The sequence below is a fragment of the Cupriavidus sp. HY129 genome (assembly GCF_059492215.1).
In genome coordinates this window covers 2,502,655-2,521,796 of the sequence record NZ_CP083254.1, presented here as the reverse complement: position 1 = coordinate 2,521,796, position 19,142 = coordinate 2,502,655, and the positions used below count along the sequence as shown (strand labels likewise).

17 protein-coding genes and 1 tRNA gene are annotated in these 19,142 nt (G+C 63.9%); 11 read left to right on the top strand and 7 right to left on the bottom strand.

Translation table 11 applies throughout. The annotated features are described in order from the left end of the window. Positions 1-748 precede the first annotated feature (748 nt). Positions 749-1,519 carry a PP2C family protein-serine/threonine phosphatase gene (locus K6G35_RS11550; RefSeq protein WP_035884831.1) on the bottom strand — a complete coding sequence of 257 codons (771 nt, stop codon included), beginning with the start codon at positions 1,517-1,519 and terminating at the stop codon, positions 749-751. Between the two features lie 109 nt (positions 1,520-1,628). On the opposite strand from K6G35_RS11550, the gene K6G35_RS11545 reads away from it, so the two are divergent. From K6G35_RS11545 to K6G35_RS11535, 3 genes are all read left to right on the top strand, one after another. Beyond that, positions 1,629-1,703 (top strand) — tRNA-Arg (locus K6G35_RS11545). A 172-nt stretch (positions 1,704-1,875) separates the two neighbouring features. Then, complete coding sequence (locus tag K6G35_RS11540) at positions 1,876-2,079, top strand: hypothetical protein (protein ID WP_152415053.1); 204 nt, start codon at positions 1,876-1,878, stop codon at positions 2,077-2,079. Between the two features lie 727 nt (positions 2,080-2,806). Beyond that, complete coding sequence (locus tag K6G35_RS11535) at positions 2,807-3,055, top strand: hypothetical protein (RefSeq protein ID WP_008649945.1); 249 nt, start codon at positions 2,807-2,809, stop codon at positions 3,053-3,055. A gap of 99 nt (positions 3,056-3,154) precedes the next feature. Here K6G35_RS11535 and K6G35_RS11530 read toward each other — a convergent pair whose 3' ends face one another. Further along, on the bottom strand, positions 3,155-3,853 hold the full coding sequence (locus K6G35_RS11530; RefSeq protein ID WP_008649946.1) for a fimbrial protein: 699 nt from the start codon (positions 3,851-3,853) through the stop codon (positions 3,155-3,157). A 652-nt stretch (positions 3,854-4,505) separates the two neighbouring features. Here K6G35_RS11530 and K6G35_RS11525 point away from each other — a divergent pair. Beyond that, the gene (locus K6G35_RS11525; protein ID WP_152415054.1) at positions 4,506-4,832 is read left to right on the top strand and encodes a hypothetical protein; all 327 of its coding nucleotides are present in this window, start codon (positions 4,506-4,508) and stop codon (positions 4,830-4,832) included. Between the two features lie 27 nt (positions 4,833-4,859). Here the strand turns inward: K6G35_RS11525 and K6G35_RS11520 are convergent, their stop codons facing one another. After that, a complete protein-coding gene (locus K6G35_RS11520; protein ID WP_011517120.1) occupies positions 4,860-5,189 on the bottom strand; it encodes a DMT family transporter in 330 nt (109 codons plus the stop codon). A gap of 338 nt (positions 5,190-5,527) precedes the next feature. Here K6G35_RS11520 and K6G35_RS11515 point away from each other — a divergent pair, with 338 nt between their 5' ends. Next, complete coding sequence (locus K6G35_RS11515) at positions 5,528-6,052, top strand: hypothetical protein (protein WP_008649949.1); 525 nt, start codon at positions 5,528-5,530, stop codon at positions 6,050-6,052. Positions 6,053-6,113: 61 nt separating this feature from the next. Here K6G35_RS11515 and K6G35_RS11510 read toward each other — a convergent pair whose 3' ends face one another. Together K6G35_RS11510 and K6G35_RS11505 are read right to left on the bottom strand one after the other, a co-directional pair. After that, positions 6,114-7,301: a benzoate/H(+) symporter BenE family transporter gene (locus K6G35_RS11510; protein ID WP_035884832.1), complete on the bottom strand. Its 1,188-nt coding sequence runs from the start codon at positions 7,299-7,301 to the stop codon at positions 6,114-6,116. Positions 7,302-7,454: 153 nt separating this feature from the next. Beyond that, positions 7,455-8,387 carry an amino acid ABC transporter substrate-binding protein gene (locus tag K6G35_RS11505; protein ID WP_035884833.1) on the bottom strand — a complete coding sequence of 311 codons (933 nt, stop codon included), beginning with the start codon at positions 8,385-8,387 and terminating at the stop codon, positions 7,455-7,457. 462 nt (positions 8,388-8,849) lie between these two features. Between K6G35_RS11505 and K6G35_RS11500 the strand changes: the two genes are divergently transcribed. Next, positions 8,850-10,775 carry an ATP-binding cassette domain-containing protein gene (locus tag K6G35_RS11500; RefSeq protein WP_495675750.1) on the top strand — a complete coding sequence of 642 codons (1,926 nt, stop codon included), beginning with the start codon at positions 8,850-8,852 and terminating at the stop codon, positions 10,773-10,775. A gap of 69 nt (positions 10,776-10,844) precedes the next feature. Here the strand turns inward: K6G35_RS11500 and K6G35_RS11495 are convergent, their stop codons facing one another. Together K6G35_RS11495 and K6G35_RS11490 are read right to left on the bottom strand one after the other, a co-directional pair. Continuing rightward, complete coding sequence (locus K6G35_RS11495; RefSeq protein WP_008649954.1) at positions 10,845-10,970, bottom strand: hypothetical protein; 126 nt, start codon at positions 10,968-10,970, stop codon at positions 10,845-10,847. A 1-nt stretch (position 10,971) separates the two neighbouring features. Beyond that, positions 10,972-12,183, bottom strand: coding sequence for an MFS transporter (locus tag K6G35_RS11490; RefSeq protein ID WP_008649955.1), 1,212 nt, complete (start codon positions 12,181-12,183; stop codon positions 10,972-10,974). A 201-nt stretch (positions 12,184-12,384) separates the two neighbouring features. On the opposite strand from K6G35_RS11490, the gene K6G35_RS11485 reads away from it, so the two are divergent. From K6G35_RS11485 to K6G35_RS11465, 5 genes are all read left to right on the top strand, one after another. Then, positions 12,385-14,379 carry a DNA topoisomerase IV subunit B gene (locus tag K6G35_RS11485; RefSeq protein ID WP_495675749.1) on the top strand — a complete coding sequence of 665 codons (1,995 nt, stop codon included), beginning with the start codon at positions 12,385-12,387 and terminating at the stop codon, positions 14,377-14,379. A gap of 13 nt (positions 14,380-14,392) precedes the next feature. Beyond that, complete coding sequence (locus tag K6G35_RS11480) at positions 14,393-15,232, top strand: lytic transglycosylase domain-containing protein (protein ID WP_495675748.1); 840 nt, start codon at positions 14,393-14,395, stop codon at positions 15,230-15,232. Positions 15,233-15,386: 154 nt separating this feature from the next. Next, positions 15,387-17,717 (top strand): DNA topoisomerase IV subunit A, encoded by a 2,331-nt coding sequence (gene parC, locus K6G35_RS11475; RefSeq protein WP_008649960.1) that lies wholly within the window; start codon positions 15,387-15,389, stop codon positions 17,715-17,717. A 311-nt stretch (positions 17,718-18,028) separates the two neighbouring features. Next, complete coding sequence (locus tag K6G35_RS11470) at positions 18,029-18,610, top strand: chromate transporter (RefSeq protein ID WP_011517094.1); 582 nt, start codon at positions 18,029-18,031, stop codon at positions 18,608-18,610. Next, entirely contained in the window at positions 18,607-19,137 is a 531-nt protein-coding gene (locus tag K6G35_RS11465; RefSeq protein WP_008649963.1) for a chromate transporter, read from the top strand. The genes K6G35_RS11470 and K6G35_RS11465 overlap by 4 nt, the downstream gene beginning before the upstream one ends. Positions 19,138-19,142: the final 5 nt, after the last annotated feature.

Below are 19,142 nucleotides of genomic sequence, written 5' to 3'. Positions count from 1 at the left end.
TTAAAAAGGCTTCGGCGCCAATCGGTGGGCCGTTCGACAGACTCAGCTGGCAAAACGGCGGCAGGCAGGGGCGACTGGTTATCGAGAAACCAACCGGAACCCTAGCAGGCAAACAGCTAACAATCGGGCTGTTCTTCAGGATCGGAGACGAGGCAGCGTCAGGTGAGTGGTGCGTTCTGGCCAGGCACCTGTCAGCGATACTTCCGAGAAAATGACAGAGGCAGGGAGCAGAGCTTGGGAGGTAGCGGATACGCCACAGCGTTGAAAGCCGGGCGAGTTGCGGAACTCACAGTGCGAAACTCACGGCGCGAAGTATAGCAGAACACCGAATATTTTGTTGCGGTGCGAAAAGTCCGAAAAGGTAACGGGATGTATCGCGCACATGGCTTGAATGTCCGGCCTTGCTGCCTATACTCGAGAGCGCGAGCTTCGATGCTCGTACGGGGCGGACGACGACATGTCCCGCTGATCCTGCCTTTGGCAAGGTTGGCTTGCCACTCGCCCCCCGGCATTGCGGTCATTGTTGCCATTGCCAGGTTTTCTTCGACTGTCCGGGTGGTCCGGATGGACGTCCGCGTCATGGGCGGAATCACGGGAAACATGCTTGGCACAGGAATGACCGGAATTGCCGGCGACGCAGACCCAGGAGGTCCGGGCCCGTCCGCAGCCCAAGCCCGCCACTCAGTTGGCGGGCTTTCTATTTGTGCTGTGTGTGGCGCGCTGCTTGCGCTGAGCCACGTTTGGCGGGTCAGCCCGTGGTGTCCGACGAGGAGGGCGATTCCGAGCCGCCGTCAGCCTCGCTGGCGCGGATCACCACCACCGTGACGTTGTCCTGACCACCGTGCGCCAGCGCCAGTCTCACCAGTTCATCCGCCGCGTGTCGGCAATCCCCGGAGGCCAGTACCGAGGCGATGTCCGTATCGTCGACGTCGTTGTAGAGGCCATCGCTGCAGAGCAGGAACATGTCGCCGTCCCGGACGTCCAGCGTGAGCGTTTCAAGGTCAAGCGTGGCGGCAGCCCCCACGGCGCGTGTGATCGCGTTGTGCGCGGGATGGTGTTTCGCTTCCTCGGCGGTAATAAGGCCACGCGCGCGCAATTGCTCCACGTGACTGTGGTCGCGCGTGAGCTGTTGCAGATGGTTGGCGCGGAGCAGGTAGAGCCGGCTGTCGCCCGCCCAGAGACAGGCGCATTGATGCCCGCGCGCGAGCAGCGCTACCACCGTGCTGCCGATCACGCGTACCCGCGCCTGCCGCGCTTCATCCATCAGCAACTGATTGACGCCGAGGATGGCAGCGCGTGTATCGTCGATGGCCTGATCGAGATCGCCGGGCAGCGATAGCGTCGACAGCGCCTCCACGATCGAGCGGCTGGCGAAATCGCCAAGCGCGTGGCCGCCCATACCATCGGCCACGACCCAGAGGCCGGGCGTGGCGAGCCACGCATCCTCATTGCGTGCCCGCGCGAGTCCAACATCCGTGTGGGCGGCGGATTCCCACTGGAACTCTGCTGTGTTCTCCATATGTCCAGCATAGCGGCTGTCGCCGATCCTGCGTCCGAGTTTGCTATACTGCGCCCCGTCTTTTGGCTCGCCTGCCCCGATGCGGCGCGAGCCCCAGGCAGACGGTCCGCTCGCCGTAGTTCAATGGATAGAACGAGCGCCTCCTAAGCGCTAGATACAGGTTCGATTCCTGTCGGCGGGACCATCATCAGTCTGCACTGGCTTCTCCCTCCCTTCATCGTTGCCTCCGATTGTTTCGCGCCGTGCCGTCTCTCGCTGTAGGAGAACGTCTTGCTGCGGAATGTCCTCGTTCCTACATCGTGGCGGTAATCCAATGCGTATGCTCGAGAAGGGAAAAGGCTGAACAGGAGTGCCATATGAAGCCCATTCTTGTGATTCTCATCACCTCCGTGGCGCTGCTTGGCGGGTGCGTCATTACACCCGACCATGGTGACCACAGAGGCGGTGGGTACTACGGCGGAGATGGTCGATCTGATTACGATCATGGCGATCGTGACCGGAACGATCACCGGGACAACGATAATGACCGGGATCGCTGGCAGGGCGGCCCGCATTATTAGTGTGTGTCCTGATCTCGTGCCAGGCGGCCACGGATGGGATGGGGACTCCCTACGTATTTCCAGACGGGGCAGGTCATCACCGGCGGAAGCGTCAGCGCCATTGTGACGCTGTACATGAACTATCCGTAGTTGCTGCCACGCGAGGTGGCCAACGGTAGATGGGGCGGCTGGACGCGCCCCGTCTGTGTGGACAAGGCCGACAATCAGGTAGGGCGAGACGGACAAGGCCATCCTCGCCCGTGGTCTTGCTGACGCTGAGACTGGTAGCTGGAAATCAAGGCGAATTGACTTGCCTTAGAAATTGCCGCAGCAGTTCTCTACGTGTCAGCCTTCCAACCATGACCACTTGACCTTGGCACATTGATTGTCTGCGCTAGCATCGGGAACGATCCGAACATGAAAAGTTGTGGCAGGTCATATGTGTTTCAGTTGCGGCGAAGAGCTGGTCGGATGCAGTGCTACGCTGTAGGAATACTCTGGAAGTATTCTGATGAAAGCATTGGCCAGTATGTGTTTTGCCTTGTTACTTACCGGCTGCGCGATCGGATCCAACTGCTCGTTGGGACAGCGTGAGCCCTGCAAGTTCATTCCGTTCATCGCGCCTCCGGGGACCACAGTCGTTCCTGCGACGGCACCCCGTTAGGTCCACGGGGCAGGCGTATCGTTGAGGATCCAGTCACGCGCGGGTACATTGCGCTGACGTCCATGCGGCATACGGAGCCTGACCATGCAGACCGACCCTGAATACTGGTTTCACGCCAAGCGCTATGGCTGGGGATGGGGGCTCCCGACTTGCTGGCAAGGCTGGGTAGCCTATGGCGCGTATTTCGCGATGCTAGCGCTGGCTGTCTTCTTCTTCCGTGTTGACCACCGTCCCGTTGTCTTCGTCTTCCTCGTGGTGATCCTGAGCCTGGCGCTGTTTGTCGTTTGCTGGATCAAGGGGGAGCCGCCACGCTGGCGTTGGGGAGACGACTGATCGGCCCGTCGCTGATCTACCTATCCACCGAGCTACCCCTTTTGGCAGACCATTTCACGATGGTCTGTTTTCATCTTGGCCGGTGTCCGCGCCCGCCAGTTATTGATAACTGAGCGTGAACGTTGCCAGCGCTCTGACAGCGCCGGGAATGACGGTTCCCGTTGAAACATAGCGCGCGGTCAAGGGCACAAGGGTGGTGGCGGCAGACGGCCCCACGTACCATTGCCCGGGGTTTCCTCGTACTGCGGAATCGGCGCCAAAGGTGATTGGCGTGCCGCCACTCGACAGTCGAAGCGCGATGCCCTGCGCCGCGGAATCAGGCGTCAGCGAGAGATTGTTCGTCCTGTTGCCGGGCCGGGTTGCGTCCGTCAACGTGATATAGACGCCGATACCGGTTGGACACGACAAACTGATGTTGAAGTCGGCGCGCTCGGCGCTAACGTTGCCGACTGGTAGCAGGCTCGCAAGCCTGACCGGGGGTAACGCCGCCTCGACGTGCGGCGTCGTGACGGTGCAACTGTTGGCGACGATCCGTGTGCCGGGCGTGATCGTCACGGTACGGGTGACCGTATTGAAGCAACTGCCTGAGAACTGAACGGTCATGGAAGGCAGGCCGGTCAGGGTACCGGACTCCATGGGACCAGTCACGATGATTTCGGCAGAGAAGTACTCCGCGGCGGAGATGCTTGGACTCGCCGCAGAAAACGTTGCCGTCTGTGGTGCTGGCGTGAAAAGCCCCGCCCAGCCGTCGGTGAGTGCGAAGCGTATACCGAAGCCGGTCAGATTGGTCTGGTACACATTGGGCATTCCTGGCACTGGAACCCCACTGACACTTGCTGTTTTCGTTATTGAGCAGCGAACATCAGAAAGTCTAACGCCGGGATTCCGCCACTCGCGTGCCAGTTGCTTCCCGATCCTTTCGACTCGCGAAGAAGTCATTAACGACGTCCCAAATGACAGATTGAACGAGGTCGATTCGATAGATGGATAGATGACCTCACCTGCTGACGCCGGCTGGACTTGGCTCAAGACGATGCAGCCAACGAGGAGGGTGATCCGGATAAGTCCGCGCGTGGCCGGCTTCCATCCGGTTGATTGGAAAGGTCTGATGAGCGGTTCAAGCATGGGCAATCGTTTGTCGTCGATGGAAACGCACCGGGATTGAGATTTCGTGCGGCAGTCCATCATCTATTGAAGGGAACGGTGACCGCCATCGTGGTGCATTCGATGCCATGCTCCAAAGCCAGTTTCGTCGAGTGTCGACTCTAAGGGGGGGGCTGTTGGTGTGTGAATCGTAATAAATTGAATGTCTCTGTTCAGGCGAAACGCGGCGTCTCTTGACGCGACCCGCTTACCTTGTGGACATTTCCGATTGGATGATTCAGCGAACGGATATGATGTCGGCTTCACGCCGCAAACGAGGACCCATTTGGCCAGCTTCCGCCCAACCATGCCATCCGTCCGCGCGAACCTCTGCCGGTTGCCGCTGCTTGTCCTGATTGGTGCGATGCCGGCTCTGGCGGTGCCACCGGCGTCCGATCCGGCGCTGGCCGATACATCGGGCTGCACGGCGCTGATCAATATCGTGCAGGAGAGCTTGCGGGGTGAGCTGGAGGTCCCGTGCGCGGAGCCGAATCGCGAGGCATGCGAGGCCAAGAATGGGCAGATCCGCGCCATGCTGGAAATCGTCGAGCAGCGCCGGCAGCGCAAGGCTGACGAATGCGAGACACTGGCCCAGGTCAATCGGCTGCTGCGCACGCTGCCACCAAAGGGGTGAGCGCAGCCGGGCAGGGTGCTGTCGGAATCAGTGCGACATCTTCGAGAAAAGCTGGATTACCGCCACGCCGGCGATGATCAGCCCGATGCCTAGCCAGGCCGCCAGGTCGGGGACCTGCCGGTAGAGCACGGATGCAATGAGCGTCACGAGCACGATGCCGGCGCCGCACCAGATCGCGTAGGCCACACCGACTGGCACTGTTTTCATCACCTGCATCAGCAACCAGAACGCCGCCACGTATCCGGTCACCACCAGGACGCTGGGGACCAGGCGCGTGAAGTTCTCGGCGGCCTTGAGGCTGCTGGTGGCGATGACTTCGGCAACGATGGCCAGGGCGAGGAGCAGATATCCGTTCATGAATTGATCAAAAGAGACTGTTGCGGCACGCGGATTCGATATTATGCAATCCGCGCCCCCGATCACCCCCAAACGGGGCTGCAAACCATGGGACGAATTGCCGAGAATCCTGGCGTCATAGTGCTTTCAGGTGATCGATTACCCTCCCACACGGTGGTTGCCCTGCAAGGGATAGGGGAATTGAATGATGGTATGCGCTGAAAACGCACGGGGCGCCCGGGAATACACAAGAGGCGCCTCCAGAATGTCGCGGCGGTATCCAATCTGGCCTGACCATGCCGGCACCAAAACATACGCCGGCGGCTGGCGAGGTTGTAGTTGGGATCAAGGGGAGCATCATGAACAACGAGCTTGACGGGGTAACGGCCTGGCCGACCACGCGACTCGGCCATTTGCAGGGGGAGTCCGATCCCGGGCGCGATCCGGGAGAGGGCGTCTGGCAGAACACAATTGCCGCCGCCGATCACGCGCTGGAAGAAGCGTCCCGCATTCAGCGAGGCGTGCAGCAAAATCTGAAACTGATGCAGGAGGTGCGGACGCTGCGCGACGAATTGCGCCGTGCCCATGCCGAGATCGATCGCTATCGAGGGATGCACGCGCGCGTGGTGGTCAGCATGCGGCAGCTTGAGGATGAGCACAGCGTCGAGATGTCGCGCCTGCAAACCGACAACGAACTGCTGCTGGTGCGCCATCGCGTCTACAAGCTGCTGGCGGAGCACTACGCCACCGCCGCATTGCGGTTCGATCCCGCTGTGTTCGCCGAGCACCGTGACCGGGTGCTCGAGCACGTGCTGTTCCAGCGCCGCAAGGGCATGTTGCTCACGCAGATCGGCGTGGCGGACATCGCCTTCCTGCTGCTGTAGCAGATCGGGTCGTTGAGCCCGGGTGTTGCCCGGCGACGATCAGGCGACCTTCAGGCGACCATCAAGCGGACTTTGGCTCGCGCGGCTTGAGCACCAGCAGCGCGAGCATGCCGCCCACCACGCCCCAGAACGCGGAGCCGACGCCTGCCAGCGTCATGCCTGACGCCGTGATCATGAACGTCAGCAGGGCCGATTCCCGTTCGGCCGGCGTCTGCATGGCCACCGTCAGGCCGTTGGCGATCGAGCCAAGCAGCGCAAAGGCGGCGACTGCCACCACCAGCGCCTTCGGGAAGGCCGCGAACAATGCGGCGATGCTGGCCGCCATGATGCCCATGACCAGGTAGCCGATACCGCAGACCACGGCGGCCATGTAGCGGCGGCGCGGATCGGCGTCAGCCTGCGGGCCGGTGCAGATCGCGGCCGTGATGGCCGCCAGGTTGATGCCGTGCGATCCGAACGGCGCCAGGATGGCCGATGCCAGGCCGGTGACCGCAATCAGCGGACTGGCCGGCACGTGGTAGCCATCGGCACGCAGCACGGCCAGCCCCGGGATGTTCTGGGACGCCAGCGCCACGATGAACAGCGGCACGGCAATGCTGACGAACGCAGATACCGAGAACGCCGGCGTGGTCCAGACCGGCATGGTCACGGCGAAGTGAAACTGCTCGAAGTGCAGCTGGCCGAGTACGCCGGCCAGCGCCACGCCGATCACCAGCACACCGGGCACCGCATACCGCGGCCACCAGCGCCGCCCGAGCAGGTAGACGGCGAACATCACCAGCAATAGCAGCGTCTGGTGCTGGGCCTGGACGAATACGTCGACGCTGATGCGGAACAGGATGCCGGCCAACAAGGCCGAAGCGATGCTGGCCGGTAGTGCCTTCATGAGCTTGTCGAACCAGCCGGTCAGGCCGGCCGCCGTCATTAGCAGGGCCGCCATCAGGAACGCGCCAATCGCTTCCGGGTAGGGCACCCCGGGCAGAGATGCGATCAGCAGCGCCGCCCCGGGCGTGGACCATGCGATCACGATCGGCACCCGCATCAGCAGCGATAGTCCGAGCGTAGTGACACCCATGCCGACCGATAGCGCCCAGATCCAGGACGATATCTGGGCATCGGTCAGGTGCGCGGCTTGCCCGGCCTGAATCATCAGGACCAGCGAACTGGTGTAGCCGGTCAGCATGGCGATCAGCCCGGCCACCGTGGTGGAAACGGACAGGTCGGACAGCTTGAGGGGGGCGGCGGTCATGGTGGATCGTGCGGTGCGGGCCCAAGGGCAACGGGCGGTATCTTCGCACGGGATGACCGGAGTGGTGTTCTGTTTTCTCCCCCTCTCCCGCAAGTGGGGAGCGGGGGAGAAAGGGGTGAAAGGGGAGAAAGACCGGCGGTCGGCGTCAGCGCCTCAATCCGCCACCTTGTCGCTCGGGAACTTGAACGAGTCCCGCAGCAGGTAGCTCATCGGAATATCCAGCGTGATCCCATGGGGCGGGATCGGCTGCTGGAACCACTTGCGGTAGAGCTTCTGGGTTTCCTGGTCATAGATCGCGTTGACCAGGGCCTTGTCGACGATCTTCTTGAACTCGGCGTCCTGCTTCGACAGCATGATCGCGTAGGGTTCGATCGTCAGCAGGTCGCCGGTCACCGCCAGCGACGCAGGGTTCTTCGCGTTTGCGCGCAGACCGAACAGCAGCACGTCGTCCATCACGAACGCATCGGCGCGGCCCGATTCCACCATCGCGAACGCCTCGGCATGGTCCTTGGCCTCCAGGACCTTCCAGCCCATCGCGCCGGACTCGTCCATCTTGCGGATCATGGCCAGCGGCGTGGTGCCGGTGGTGGAGACGACGGTCTTGCCGCGCAGGTCGCTCCAGCGGCGGATGCCGGAATCCGACTTGACGAGCATGCGGCTGCCGGCGATGTAGTGCGGGATCGTGAAGGCGACCTGTTCGCGACGCTCGCGATTGTTGGTGGTCGACCCGCATTCCAGATCGGCCTTGCCATCGACGATGGCCGGGATGCGCGTGGCCGGCGTCACGGGCACCCACTCCACGCGCAACTGCGGCATTTTCAGTTGGGCGCGCACGGCGTCAGCCGCTTTCAGGCACAGATCGACGGCGTACCCGACTGGCTTGCCGTCGGCCATGAACGAGAACGGCACGGAGCTTTCGCGGTGCGCGATACGGATCGTGCCGGTCTGCTGGATGCGCTGGATAACCGGACTGGATGCCGCCTGCGCGGCCGGGATGGCGGCCGGCGTCAGCAATGCGGCGAGGGAAAGGAAGACAGACGCGACGCCCCCGAACGAGGCGCGGCGTGGCAGGCCCGAATTGGTCATGATGATACCCGTCGAAAAATAGTCAGAAATAACCGTGGCGGCGCTAGGCCGCCCTGGCCATCCGCCGATCACCAATTGGCCGGATCGGTCCGGCTCTGTCGTGCTTCGTGGTGCTGCTTCTTGTTGTGCGATCGGATGTTTCCGATGGCGCTGATTGTTCCACGGGGGGCGGCGGTGACACAACTGCAAACGCCGGCAGACGTGCGCTACGCAATGGCGGCGTCCCCGTAACGCAACGCTTCGACCCAACCCGCGTTGACGGGGGCTTTCCCTTACGGAGTTATCCGACTTCTTGTGACTCAGGCGAATGGCTATTCTTCAGCCGTGCCTTGCGAGCAGGGCACCGAGGAGAGACTCTTGGGCCCGTGAAGGAACGGGCCCTTCTTTTTTTCGGGGGTGCCATTTGGGGTGCCGACGCCTGCGACTCGTCTACAATCTTGGGCCTACTCAGTCGGACCCACCATGGCCCTGTTCTCCATTACCGATGCCCAGCTGGCTTTCGGCCACGTGGCGTTGCTCGACCACACCGATTTTTCCCTTGAAGCCGGCGAACGTGTTGGCCTGATCGGCCGCAACGGCACGGGCAAGTCGTCCCTGCTGCGGATCGTGGCCGGCATGTCAGCGCCCGACGATGGCCTGATCTCCCGCCAGAGCGGCGTGACGTGCGCCTATGTGGCGCAAGAGCCGCAGTTCGCGCCGGGCTTGACCGTATTCGATGCGGTGAGCCAGGGCATGGGCGCGGCGCACGATCTGCTGCTGCGCTATGACGCCGCGCTCACCAAGCTGGAAACCCACAACGACGAGGCCACCCTGGCCGAACTGCATCGTGTGCAGGCCGAACTCGATGCCGCCGACGCCTGGCAGTTGCGTACCCGCGTGGAAACCACGCTGGCAAAGCTCGCGCTCGACCCTCACGTGCGCGTGGACGCGCTTTCTGGCGGTCTGCAGAAGCGCGTGGCGCTGGCTCAGGGTCTGGTGGCCGAGCCGGACATCCTGCTGCTCGACGAGCCGACCAACCACCTCGACGTGGAGGCCATCCGCTGGCTCGAAGAACTGCTGCTCGGGTTCCGCGGCAGCGTGCTGCTGATTACCCACGACCGCGCGTTCCTGGATCGCGTGGCAACCCGCATCGTCGAACTCGATCGGGGCCGGCTGGTTTCGTTCCCGGGCAACTTTGCCGCCTACCAGACACGCAAGGCCGAACTGCTGGCCAACGAGGCCGTGGAGCAAGCCAAGTTCGACAAGCTGCTGGCGCAGGAAGAAGTGTGGATCCGCAAGGGCGTCGAAGCACGCCGTACCCGCAGCGTGGCGCGCGTGCAGCGGCTGGTGACGATGCGGGCGGAGCGCGCCTCGCGTCGCGAGGTGCAGGGCAACGTCAAGCTCGAAGTCTCGCAGGGCGAGCGTTCGGGCAAGATCGTGTCCGAGTTGACCAACGTGTCGAAGGCTTATGGCGACAAGGCGGTCGTGCGCGACTTCACCGCGACGATCATGCGCGGCGACAAGGTCGGCCTGATCGGGCCGAACGGTGTCGGCAAGACCACGCTGCTGCGGCTGATTCTGGGTGAACTGCCGCCCGACAGCGGCACGGTGCGCAACGGCAGCAATCTGCAGGTGGCGTACTTCGACCAGATGCGTACGTCGCTGGACCTGGAGAAGTCGCTCGCGGACACCATCAGCCCGGGCAGCGACTGGGTCGAGGTCAACGGCCAGCGCAAGCACGTGATGAGCTACCTGGGCGACTTCCTATTCGCGCCCGAACGCGCGCGGTCGCCGGTCAAATCGCTGTCGGGCGGCGAGCGCAACCGGCTGCTGCTGGCACGGCTGTTCGCGCGGCCCGCGAATGTGCTGGTGCTGGACGAACCGACCAACGACCTGGACATCGACACCCTCGAACTGCTGGAAGAACTGCTGCAGGACTACAGCGGCACGGTGTTCCTGGTTTCGCACGATCGTGCGTTCCTGGACAACGTGGTGACCTCCACGATCGCCGCCGAAGGCGACGGTATGTGGCGCGAATCGGTGGGCGGTTACTCGGACTGGCTGGAACAGTCGGCTCGTGCGCAGGCGTTGCAGGCTGCCCGCGCTGAATCCAGGCAGGCCACGGAGGCGCCAAAGTCGGCCGCGCGCGAGGCGCGGGGCGCGAATCGCACAGTCAAGCTGTCGTACAAGGAGCAGCGCGAGCTAGACGGTCTGCCGGAACGTATCCAGTCGCTGGAGACCGAGCAGAAGACCATCGGCGCGCAACTCGAGGACGGCTCGATGTACGCCACCGATCCGAAGCGGGCGGCCGATCTGGCCACGCGTCACGACGAGATCGAGATGGAGCTGCTCGAAGCGCTCGAACGCTGGGAAGTGCTGGAGAAGAAGACGAAGGGCGAGGGCGCCTAAGCGTTGCTCTTGGTTTTCTCCCTCTCTCCCACGGCGTGGGAGAGAGGGGCTGGTCGGTAGTCAATCCACTCATCCGCACCACGCCAGCACCATATTGGTCAGGTCGACCATGAACGCTGGGCGCAGGTAAGCCAGAAACCCCAGCGTCAGCAGCGCCGCCAGGGCAAGGAATCCAAGGCCCTTGGCCAGTCTCATCTCAGGCCCCCACGGGTTGTGGACGGACCAGCGCCTGCTCGCGGATCGGCAGGTTGACTACCGCGGCCATCAAGCCCAGCGCGATCGCGATCATCCATACGGTGCTGTAACTGCCGGTCTTGTCGAACAGGTAGCCACCCAGCCATGCGCCCAGGAAGCTGCCGATCTGGTGCGAGAAGAACACCACGCCCGACAGCATTGACAGGTACTTCACGCCGAATACCTGGGCGATGATCCCGTTGGTCAGCGGTACCGTCGACAGCCACAAGAAGCCCATCAGCGCCGCGAACACCCAGGTGCTGGCCGCCGTCAGCGGCATCAGCAGGTAGCCGGCGATCACCACCGAGCGCGCGATATAGATGAACGACAGCAGGTAGCGCTTGGGCATCCGCTGGCCCATCGACCCGGCCGTATAGGTGCCGAACACATTGAACAGACCGATCAGCGCCAGCGCCACTGTGGCGACCTTGGGATCGGTGAAGCCCCGGTCCTTGAGGTAAGGGGCCAGATGCACGCCGATGAACACCACCTGGAAGCCGCAGACGAAGTAGCCGAGCGTCAGCAACTGGAAATTGCGGTTACCGAATGCCTCGCGCGTCGCTTCGCCGATGGTCTGGTGATGGCCGGTGGTCGTCGCGGCCATCTTCGGTTCCCGCAGTGTCAGTGCCAGAGGCAGCATGAAGCACGCGAGGAATGCCAGGATGAACAGCGCGTTTTGCCAGCCCATGGTGGAAATCAGCGTCTGTTCCACCGGAATCATCAGGAACTGGCCGAAAGACCCGGCCGCTGCCGCGATGCCCATGGCCCAGACGCGCTTCTCCGCGCTGGCCACGCGGCCGATCACGCCATAGACCACGCTGTACGTGGTGCCGGACTGTGCGATACCGATCAGCACCCCGGCGCCCGTGGCAAAGGCGGTGCCGCTGGTGGCCAGTCCCATGACGACCAGACCGGCCACATAGAGCGCCACGCCGATGATCATGATGCGCAGGGCGCCGAACTTGTCGGCCAGCGCGCCGGTGATCGGCTGGCTGGCGCCCCACATCAGGTTCTGCAGCGCCAGGGCAAAGGCGAAGGTCTCCCGGCTCCAGCCATGGGTTTGTGTGATCGGCAGGTTGAACAGGCCAAAGCCATGCCGGATGCCCATCGAGAGCGTCACGAGCAGCCCACCGCACACTAGGACGGTGGTCAGGGAGAGTTTGCGGTCAGTCATGTCGGGCTCGGTAGGTATTGTTTCTATTGTTATGTCGACGGCTGCTGTAGCGACTGCGGAGGTGCCGTATGCGCGGTCCGGCGAGTTTACTCCGCGCTATCCAATCTTGCCGGCGCGGGATTCGTGCCGCGCCCATCCATTACAATGCAGCGCATTCCGGCCGCCGACGGCCGGGCGTCCCACTTTCCGCAAAACGACTCCATGGCGAGCAAAACCAGTCAGTACAGCGAATCTTCCATCCGGGTCCTGAAGGGTCTGGAGCCGGTCAAGCAACGGCCCGGCATGTACACCCGCACCGATAACCCCCTGCATGTCGTGCAGGAGGTGATCGACAACGCGTCCGACGAAGCGCTCGGCGGCTACGGCACCGAGATCCTGGTCACGCTGCATCGCGACGGCAGCATCAGCGTGGAAGACGATGGCCGTGGCATCCCGGTGGGCATCCACCCGGAGGAACAGGTGCCGGTGGTGGAAATCGTCTTCACCCGTCTGCACGCGGGCGGCAAGTTCGACAAGGGCAAGGGCGGCGCCTACGCATTCTCGGGCGGCCTGCATGGCGTGGGCGTGTCCGTTACCAACGCGCTGGCCACGCGCCTGGACGTCACGGTCTGGCGCGACGGGGCGATGTCCACGCTGACGTTCGAGCACGGTGGCGAAGTGACCCGCCCGCTGGCGACGCGCAAGATCGAGCGCGGCGAGAAGAAAAGCGGCACGCGCGTGCAGGTGTGGCCGGATGCGAAGTACTTCGATTCGGCCGCAATCCCGATGGCCGAACTGCAGCGCCTGCTGCGCAGCAAGGCCGTGCTGCTGCCGGGCGTGAAGGTCACGCTGGTGCTCGAGAAGACTGGCGAGCAGACGGTGTGGCAGTACGAGCAGGGCCTGAAGGGCTATCTGGTCGAGGCCCTGGCCCAGGGCAGCGGCGCCGAACTCGTGATCCCGATGTTCGAGGGCGAGCACTTTGCCGACCCGGACAAGAATGCCGGCGAGGAAGGCTTTGCCGAAGGCGAAGGCGCGTCGTGGGTGGTGGCGTGGACCGAGGAAGGCGCGCCGGTGCGCGAATCCTACGTCAACCTGATTCCCACGCCAGCCGGCGGTACGCACGAATCTGGCCTGCGCGAAGGCCTGTTCCTGGCGGTGAAGAGCTTTATCGAGATGCACTCGCTGCAGCCGAAAGGCGTGAAGCTGATGAGCGAAGACGTGTTCGCGCGTGCATCGTTCGTGCTGTCGGCCAAGGTGCTCGATCCACAGTTCCAGGGCCAGATCAAGGAGCGCCTGAACAGCCGTGACGCCGTGCGTCTGGTTTCCACGTTCAGCCGCCCGGCGCTCGAACTCTGGCTGAACCATCACGTCGATTTCGGCAAGAAGCTGGCGGAACTGGTGATTCGCCAGGCTCAGGCCCGCACGCGTGCCGCGCAGAAGGTCGAGAAGAAGAAGGGCTCCGGCGTGGCCGTGCTGCCCGGCAAGTTGACCGATTGCGAATCGACCGATGTCGAGCGCAACGAGATTTTCCTGGTGGAGGGCGACTCCGCCGGTGGTTCGGCCAAAATGGGCCGCGACAAGGAATTCCAGGCCATCCTGCCGCTGCGCGGCAAGGTGCTCAATACCTGGGAGACCGAGCGCGACCGCCTGTTCGCCAATAACGAAGTGCATGACATTGCGGTGGCGATCGGCGTTGACCCGCATGGCCCGGACGACGAGCCCGACCTGTCGAACCTGCGGTACGGCAAGATCTGCATCCTGTCCGATGCGGACGTTGACGGGGCGCACATCCAGGTGTTGCTGCTGACGCTGTTCTTCCGCCACTTCCCGAAGCTGATGGCGAACGGCAACGTCTGCGTGGCACGCCCGCCACTGTTCCGCGTGGATGCGCCGGCGCGTGGCAAGAAGCCGGCGCAGAAGCTCTATGCGCTCGACGAAGGCGAGCTCGAAGCCATCCAGGACAAGTTGCTCAAGGATGGCGTCAAGGAAGGCGCGTGGCAGATTTCGCGCTTCAAGGGCCTTGGCGAGATGAGCGCCGGGCAGCTCTGGGAGACAACGATGAATCCCGATACGCGCCGGCTGCTGCCGGTGTCGCTGGGCGAGTTCGACATGCCGCAGACCGTCACCATGATGAACATGTTGATGGGCAAGGGCGAAGCCTCGCAACGACGAAGCTGGCTGGAAGAGAAGGGCAACGAAGTGGAGGCCGACATCTGACGGCAGCGCGCATATGAGGCAGGGTAGCAACAACATCGGACGATTCGGTCGATTCCGCCAATCTGGGCGGATGGTGGCGCGGGTGGCAGGAACGCTCGCCGCGCTGGCGTCGCTCTGCCTTGCCGCGCCTGCCCATGCGGAACTCTGGGGCTTTATCGACGCCGATGGCGTGGCGCACTTTGCCGATGCGAGGCTCGATGCGCGCTACAAGCTGTTCATGAAGGATGGCGGCAGCTTCGATTCGGGCAACATGCGCAATCTGCCCAATCTGCATCAAGGCGGCCTGCCCGGCGGCAAGCTGGACCCCGAACGCGAGAAGCTGTACCGCTACGTGCTCAACCATCCGAACCTGGCGATGGTCGATCCGATCATCCAGAAGGCGGCTGCGGCGCAGAACGTGGACCCGGCACTGGTCAAGGCCGTGATGGCCGTGGAGAGCGGCTTCAATCCGACGGCGGTGTCGCCGAAGGGCGCGATCGGACTGATGCAGGTGATTCCGGACACGGGCGCGCGCTTTGGCATCGCCGCAGACAAGCGCGGGACCGTGGAGCAGAAACTGGCCGATCCGCGTCTGAACATCACCACCGGTGTGCGGTACCTGCGCTGGCTGATGGAGCTGTTCCCGAATAACCTGGAGCTGGTGCTGGCCGCGTACAACGCCGGTGAGGGCGCCGTGCAACGCTACAACAACCAGATCCCGCCATTTCCCGAGACACAGCAGTATGTCGCCACGGTGCTGGAGTTCTATCGCCTGTACCAGCCGGGCGAGGCGTCCGGTGCGCGCGTGGTGCGGACCGGCATGGCGGCCGAGCGGGTCAGGATGGTGATCGGCGGTCGCCGGCCCATGCCCTGACATGCGGACGCCTGATGCCGCTTCCTGAGATGGATTTGCCACGCGGCCAGAGTTTGCGGCGGTATCGCCATCCACTTCCTTTAGAATCCCACGCTGACTGCAACAGCCGGCTGCCGGGCGCGCAGGTGCCTGCCGGGCCGAAATCTTGCCAAACATGGATCAACCAGACATTACGTTTCAGGCCGACGAGCCTGCCGATTCGCTGACGCTTGCTCGCTACGCCGAGCGCGCCTATCTCGACTACGCCGTGAGCGTGGTCAAGGGCCGCGCGCTGCCCGAAGTGGCCGACGGCCAGAAGCCCGTGCAGCGCCGCATTCTCTTCGCCATGCAGGCGATGGGGCTGCGTGCCGATGCCAAGCCCGTGAAGTCCGCCCGTGTGGTCGGCGAGGTGCTCGGCAAATTCCACCCGCATGGCGACCAGTCCGCCTATGACGCCCTGGTACGCCTGGCGCAGGACTTCTCGCTGCGCTATCCGCTGATCGACGGCCAGGGCAACTTCGGCTCGCGCGATGGCGATGGCGCCGCGGCCATGCGCTACACGGAAGCCCGCCTGACGCCGATCTCGCGCCTGCTGCTCGATGAAATCGACATGGGCACGGTGGACTTCCTGCCGAACTACGACGGTTCGGAAGAAGAGCCGAAGCTGTTGCCCGCGCGACTGCCGTTCGTGCTGCTGAACGGCGCATCGGGCATCGCGGTGGGTATGGCCACCGAAATTCCGCCGCACAATCTGCGCGAAGTGGCAGGTGCCACGGTGGCGATGATCCGCAACCCGAATATCTCGCTGGCGGACCTGCTGGCGCTGATGCCGGGGCCGGACTACCCGGGCGGCGGCCAGATCATTTCGCCGGCGTCCGAGATCGCCCAGATCTACGAAAGCGGCCGTGGCAGCCTGAAGGTGCGTGCGCGCTGGACCATCGAGGAAATGGCGCGGGGTCAGTGGCAGATGGTGGTGACCGAACTGCCGCCGGGCACGTCGGCGCAGAAGGTGCTCGAGGAAATCGAGGAAATCACCAACCCGAAGATCCGCACCGGCAAGAAGGCGCTGACGCCCGAGCAGACCCAGCTCAAGACGACGATGCTGTCCGTGCTCGACGCGGTGCGCGACGAGTCGGGCAAGGATGCGCCGGTACGCCTGGTGTTCGAGCCCAAGAGCAAGAACACCGAGCAGCAGGACTTCATCCAGACGCTGCTCGCGCATACGAGCCTGGAATCGGGCGCGCCGATCAACCTGGTGATGATCGGCACCGATGGCCGTCCGCGCCAGAAGGGGCTGCAGGAAATCCTGCGCGAGTGGATCGAGTTCCGCTTTGCCACGGTGACGCGCCGCACGCGCTTCCAGCTGACCAAGGTGGAGGATCGCATCCACATCCTGGAAGGCCGGATGCTGGTGCTGCTGAACATCGACGAGGTGATCCGCATCATCCGCGAAAGCGATGAGCCGAAGCCCGCGCTGATCGAGGCGTTCCGCCTGAGCGACCGCCAGGCTGAGGACATCCTGGAAATCCGCCTGCGCCAGCTGGCGCGCCTGGAAGCGATCAAGATCGAACAGGAACTGGCGAAGCTGCGCGACGAGCAGGCCGAACTGGACGTGCTGCTGAAGTCCGAGACGATGATGCGCCGTCGCATCATCAAGGAAATCGAGCAGGACGCGAAGCAGTACAGCCCGGAAGACAAGGATCCGCGTCGCACGCTGATCCAGGAGGCCAGCCGTGCCGCCGCCGAGGTAAAGGTGATCGACGAGCCGGTGACGGTCATCGTGTCGGGCAAGGGCTGGGTGCGCACGCGCCAGGGCCACGGCCACGATGCGTCGCAGTTCACATTCAAGGCGGGCGACAACCTCTACGGCACCTTCGAATGCCGCACCGTTGACACGTTGCTGGCGTTCGGCAGCAACGGCCGCGTGTACTCGGTGGCCGTATCGGGCCTGCCGGGCGGGCGGGGCGATGGCGTGCCTGTGACGACGCTGATCGACCTGGCCGCCGGCACGCAGATCGCGCACACGTTCGCCGGTGCCGCCGAGCAACGGATGCTGATCGCCACGGCGGGTGGCAATGGCTTCGTTACCAAGGTTGGCGACATGATCGGCCGCCAGAAGGCGGGCAAGGCCTTTGTCACGCTGGACGAGGGTGACACGCTGCTGGCCCCGACGCCGATTGGCGACGAGTGCACGCATGTGGCCTGCTTCTCGGCCAATGGCCGACTGCTGCTGGCGGCGCTGGACGAGGTCAAGGTGCTGTCGGCCGGTGGCCGCGGTGTGATCCTGATGGAGCTGGAACCGAAGGAAACGCTGATGCAGGCGGTGGCCGTGGGCGCGCCGGGCCTGATGATCTCGGGCATCGGCGTTCGTGGCGGCAAGGTGCCGCCGCAGAAGCTGGCCGGCAAGACGCTGATCCCTTACGTTGGCAAGCGCGCCCGCAAGGGCAAGGCGATCGAGCCGCGCCTCAAGGAAGTGAAGATCGAGCCGGTAAAGGTTGGGGAGTAAAGGGGAGCGGCGTCGGTGATTCTGGCGCTGATCCTCTGATCCGGTCCCTCTCCTGCTGGGCGGGAGAGGGGAGCGAACTCTCGGCATGTGAGTTGCTGTCGGGGCTCTCACCGCTCCGGCCCCGCGCGACAGGACAAGTCGCATGATCCGCGATACTGCCCGCATCACTCCTATCCTCCGGCATCGCCAATCGAGACCCCCTCTTTCCAATCCGTGATGACCCCGGGCGCGTGCCGCCGTGCGGGATTGCCGTACCATGTCGGTTGCCCCCAATTCCTCCAGTGCGCGGGCATAAGAAGATCATCAAGACCATGTCCTCCACGCCGATTCCCGTTGAGTCCGAGCTTGCGCCGGCTCCCACGCCCCGTACGTTGTTCATCGAATTTGCTCGCATGGGGCTGTCAGGGTTTGGCGGCGTGCTGCCATTCGTGCGACGGTCCGTCGTCGAACGCAACCGCTGGCTCAATGACCGCGATTTCGTCGAGATACTGAGCCTCGGGCAGGTGCTGCCGGGGCCGAACGTGATCAACCTGGCGTTGATGCTCGGCCTGCGCTTCGCCGGACTGCGCGGCGCGTTGGCCGCATTCGCCGGACTGGTGCTGATGCCGCTGGTCGTGGTGCTCTGCGCGATGGGCCTGTACCTGCGCTTCCAGGATGTGACCGCCGTGCGGCAGATGCTGGCGGGCATGACCGCGGTGGCGGCGGGGCTGGTGCTGTCGACGGGCGTGAAGCTGGCGCAGAGTCAGCCGCGCACCGTGCGCGCGATTGCCGTTGGGGTTGCCGCGTTCGTTGCGATTGGCCTGCTGCGCTGGCCGCTGTTGCCGGTGATGGCCGTGCTGGTGCCCGTTGCGCTGGTGCTCGAATACCGCGCGATGCGCAAGGGGGGCGCATGACTTCGCCCGAGATCCTGCGCAGCCTGCTTGGCCACTTCGGCATGCTCTCACTGCTGGCCGTCGGTGGCGGCGGTTCCGTGATTCCCGACATGCATCGCTTCCTGGTCGAAGCGAATGGCTGGATGAGCGATGAGCAATTTGCCGCGCTCTATGCCATCTCGCAGGCGTCTCCCGGGCCCAACATTCTGTTTGTGGCGCTGTTCGGCTGGCAGGTGGCCGGGCCGGCCGGTGCGTTCGCGTCGATGGCCGGCATCTGCGGGCCGTCGAGCGTCATCGCGCTCGGTTTCGAATACTTCGCGGGCCGTTCGCCGCACGCAGTATGGCCCGGCCTGATCCGACGCGGCCTGTCTGCATTGACCATCGGCCTGCTCATGTCCACGGGTTGGGTGCTGGCCGGCAGCGTGGACCATAGCTGGACGGCCGCGCTCGTGACGCTGGTGACGGTGGGGCTGATGCTGAAGACGAAGGTGCACCCGCTGGCCCTGGTGGCGCTTGGCGCCGGGGCAGGGCTGCTGGGGCTGGTCTGACGGCA

What these genes read in the sequence shown, in the direction of transcription:
- K6G35_RS11550 (WP_035884831.1), bottom strand. Translation starts at nt 1,519, where the DNA reads ATGGAGAACACAGCAGAGTTCCAGTGGGAATCCGCCGCCCACACGGAT.
- K6G35_RS11540 (WP_152415053.1), top strand. Translation starts at nt 1,876, where the DNA reads ATGAAGCCCATTCTTGTGATTCTCATCACCTCCGTGGCGCTGCTTGGC.
- K6G35_RS11535 (WP_008649945.1), top strand. Translation starts at nt 2,807, where the DNA reads ATGCAGACCGACCCTGAATACTGGTTTCACGCCAAGCGCTATGGCTGG.
- K6G35_RS11525 (WP_152415054.1), top strand. Translation starts at nt 4,506, where the DNA reads ATGCCATCCGTCCGCGCGAACCTCTGCCGGTTGCCGCTGCTTGTCCTG.
- K6G35_RS11520 (WP_011517120.1), bottom strand. Translation starts at nt 5,189, where the DNA reads ATGAACGGATATCTGCTCCTCGCCCTGGCCATCGTTGCCGAAGTCATC.
- K6G35_RS11515 (WP_008649949.1), top strand. Translation starts at nt 5,528, where the DNA reads ATGAACAACGAGCTTGACGGGGTAACGGCCTGGCCGACCACGCGACTC.
- K6G35_RS11510 (WP_035884832.1), bottom strand. Translation starts at nt 7,301, where the DNA reads ATGACCGCCGCCCCCCTCAAGCTGTCCGACCTGTCCGTTTCCACCACG.
- K6G35_RS11505 (WP_035884833.1), bottom strand. Translation starts at nt 8,387, where the DNA reads ATGACCAATTCGGGCCTGCCACGCCGCGCCTCGTTCGGGGGCGTCGCG.
- K6G35_RS11500 (WP_495675750.1), top strand. Translation starts at nt 8,850, where the DNA reads ATGGCCCTGTTCTCCATTACCGATGCCCAGCTGGCTTTCGGCCACGTG.
- K6G35_RS11495 (WP_008649954.1), bottom strand. Translation starts at nt 10,970, where the DNA reads ATGAGACTGGCCAAGGGCCTTGGATTCCTTGCCCTGGCGGCGCTGCTG.
- K6G35_RS11490 (WP_008649955.1), bottom strand. Translation starts at nt 12,183, where the DNA reads ATGACTGACCGCAAACTCTCCCTGACCACCGTCCTAGTGTGCGGTGGG.
- K6G35_RS11485 (WP_495675749.1), top strand. Translation starts at nt 12,385, where the DNA reads ATGGCGAGCAAAACCAGTCAGTACAGCGAATCTTCCATCCGGGTCCTG.
- K6G35_RS11480 (WP_495675748.1), top strand. Translation starts at nt 14,393, where the DNA reads ATGAGGCAGGGTAGCAACAACATCGGACGATTCGGTCGATTCCGCCAA.
- parC (WP_008649960.1), top strand. Translation starts at nt 15,387, where the DNA reads ATGGATCAACCAGACATTACGTTTCAGGCCGACGAGCCTGCCGATTCG.
- K6G35_RS11470 (WP_011517094.1), top strand. Translation starts at nt 18,029, where the DNA reads ATGTCCTCCACGCCGATTCCCGTTGAGTCCGAGCTTGCGCCGGCTCCC.
- K6G35_RS11465 (WP_008649963.1), top strand. Translation starts at nt 18,607, where the DNA reads ATGACTTCGCCCGAGATCCTGCGCAGCCTGCTTGGCCACTTCGGCATG.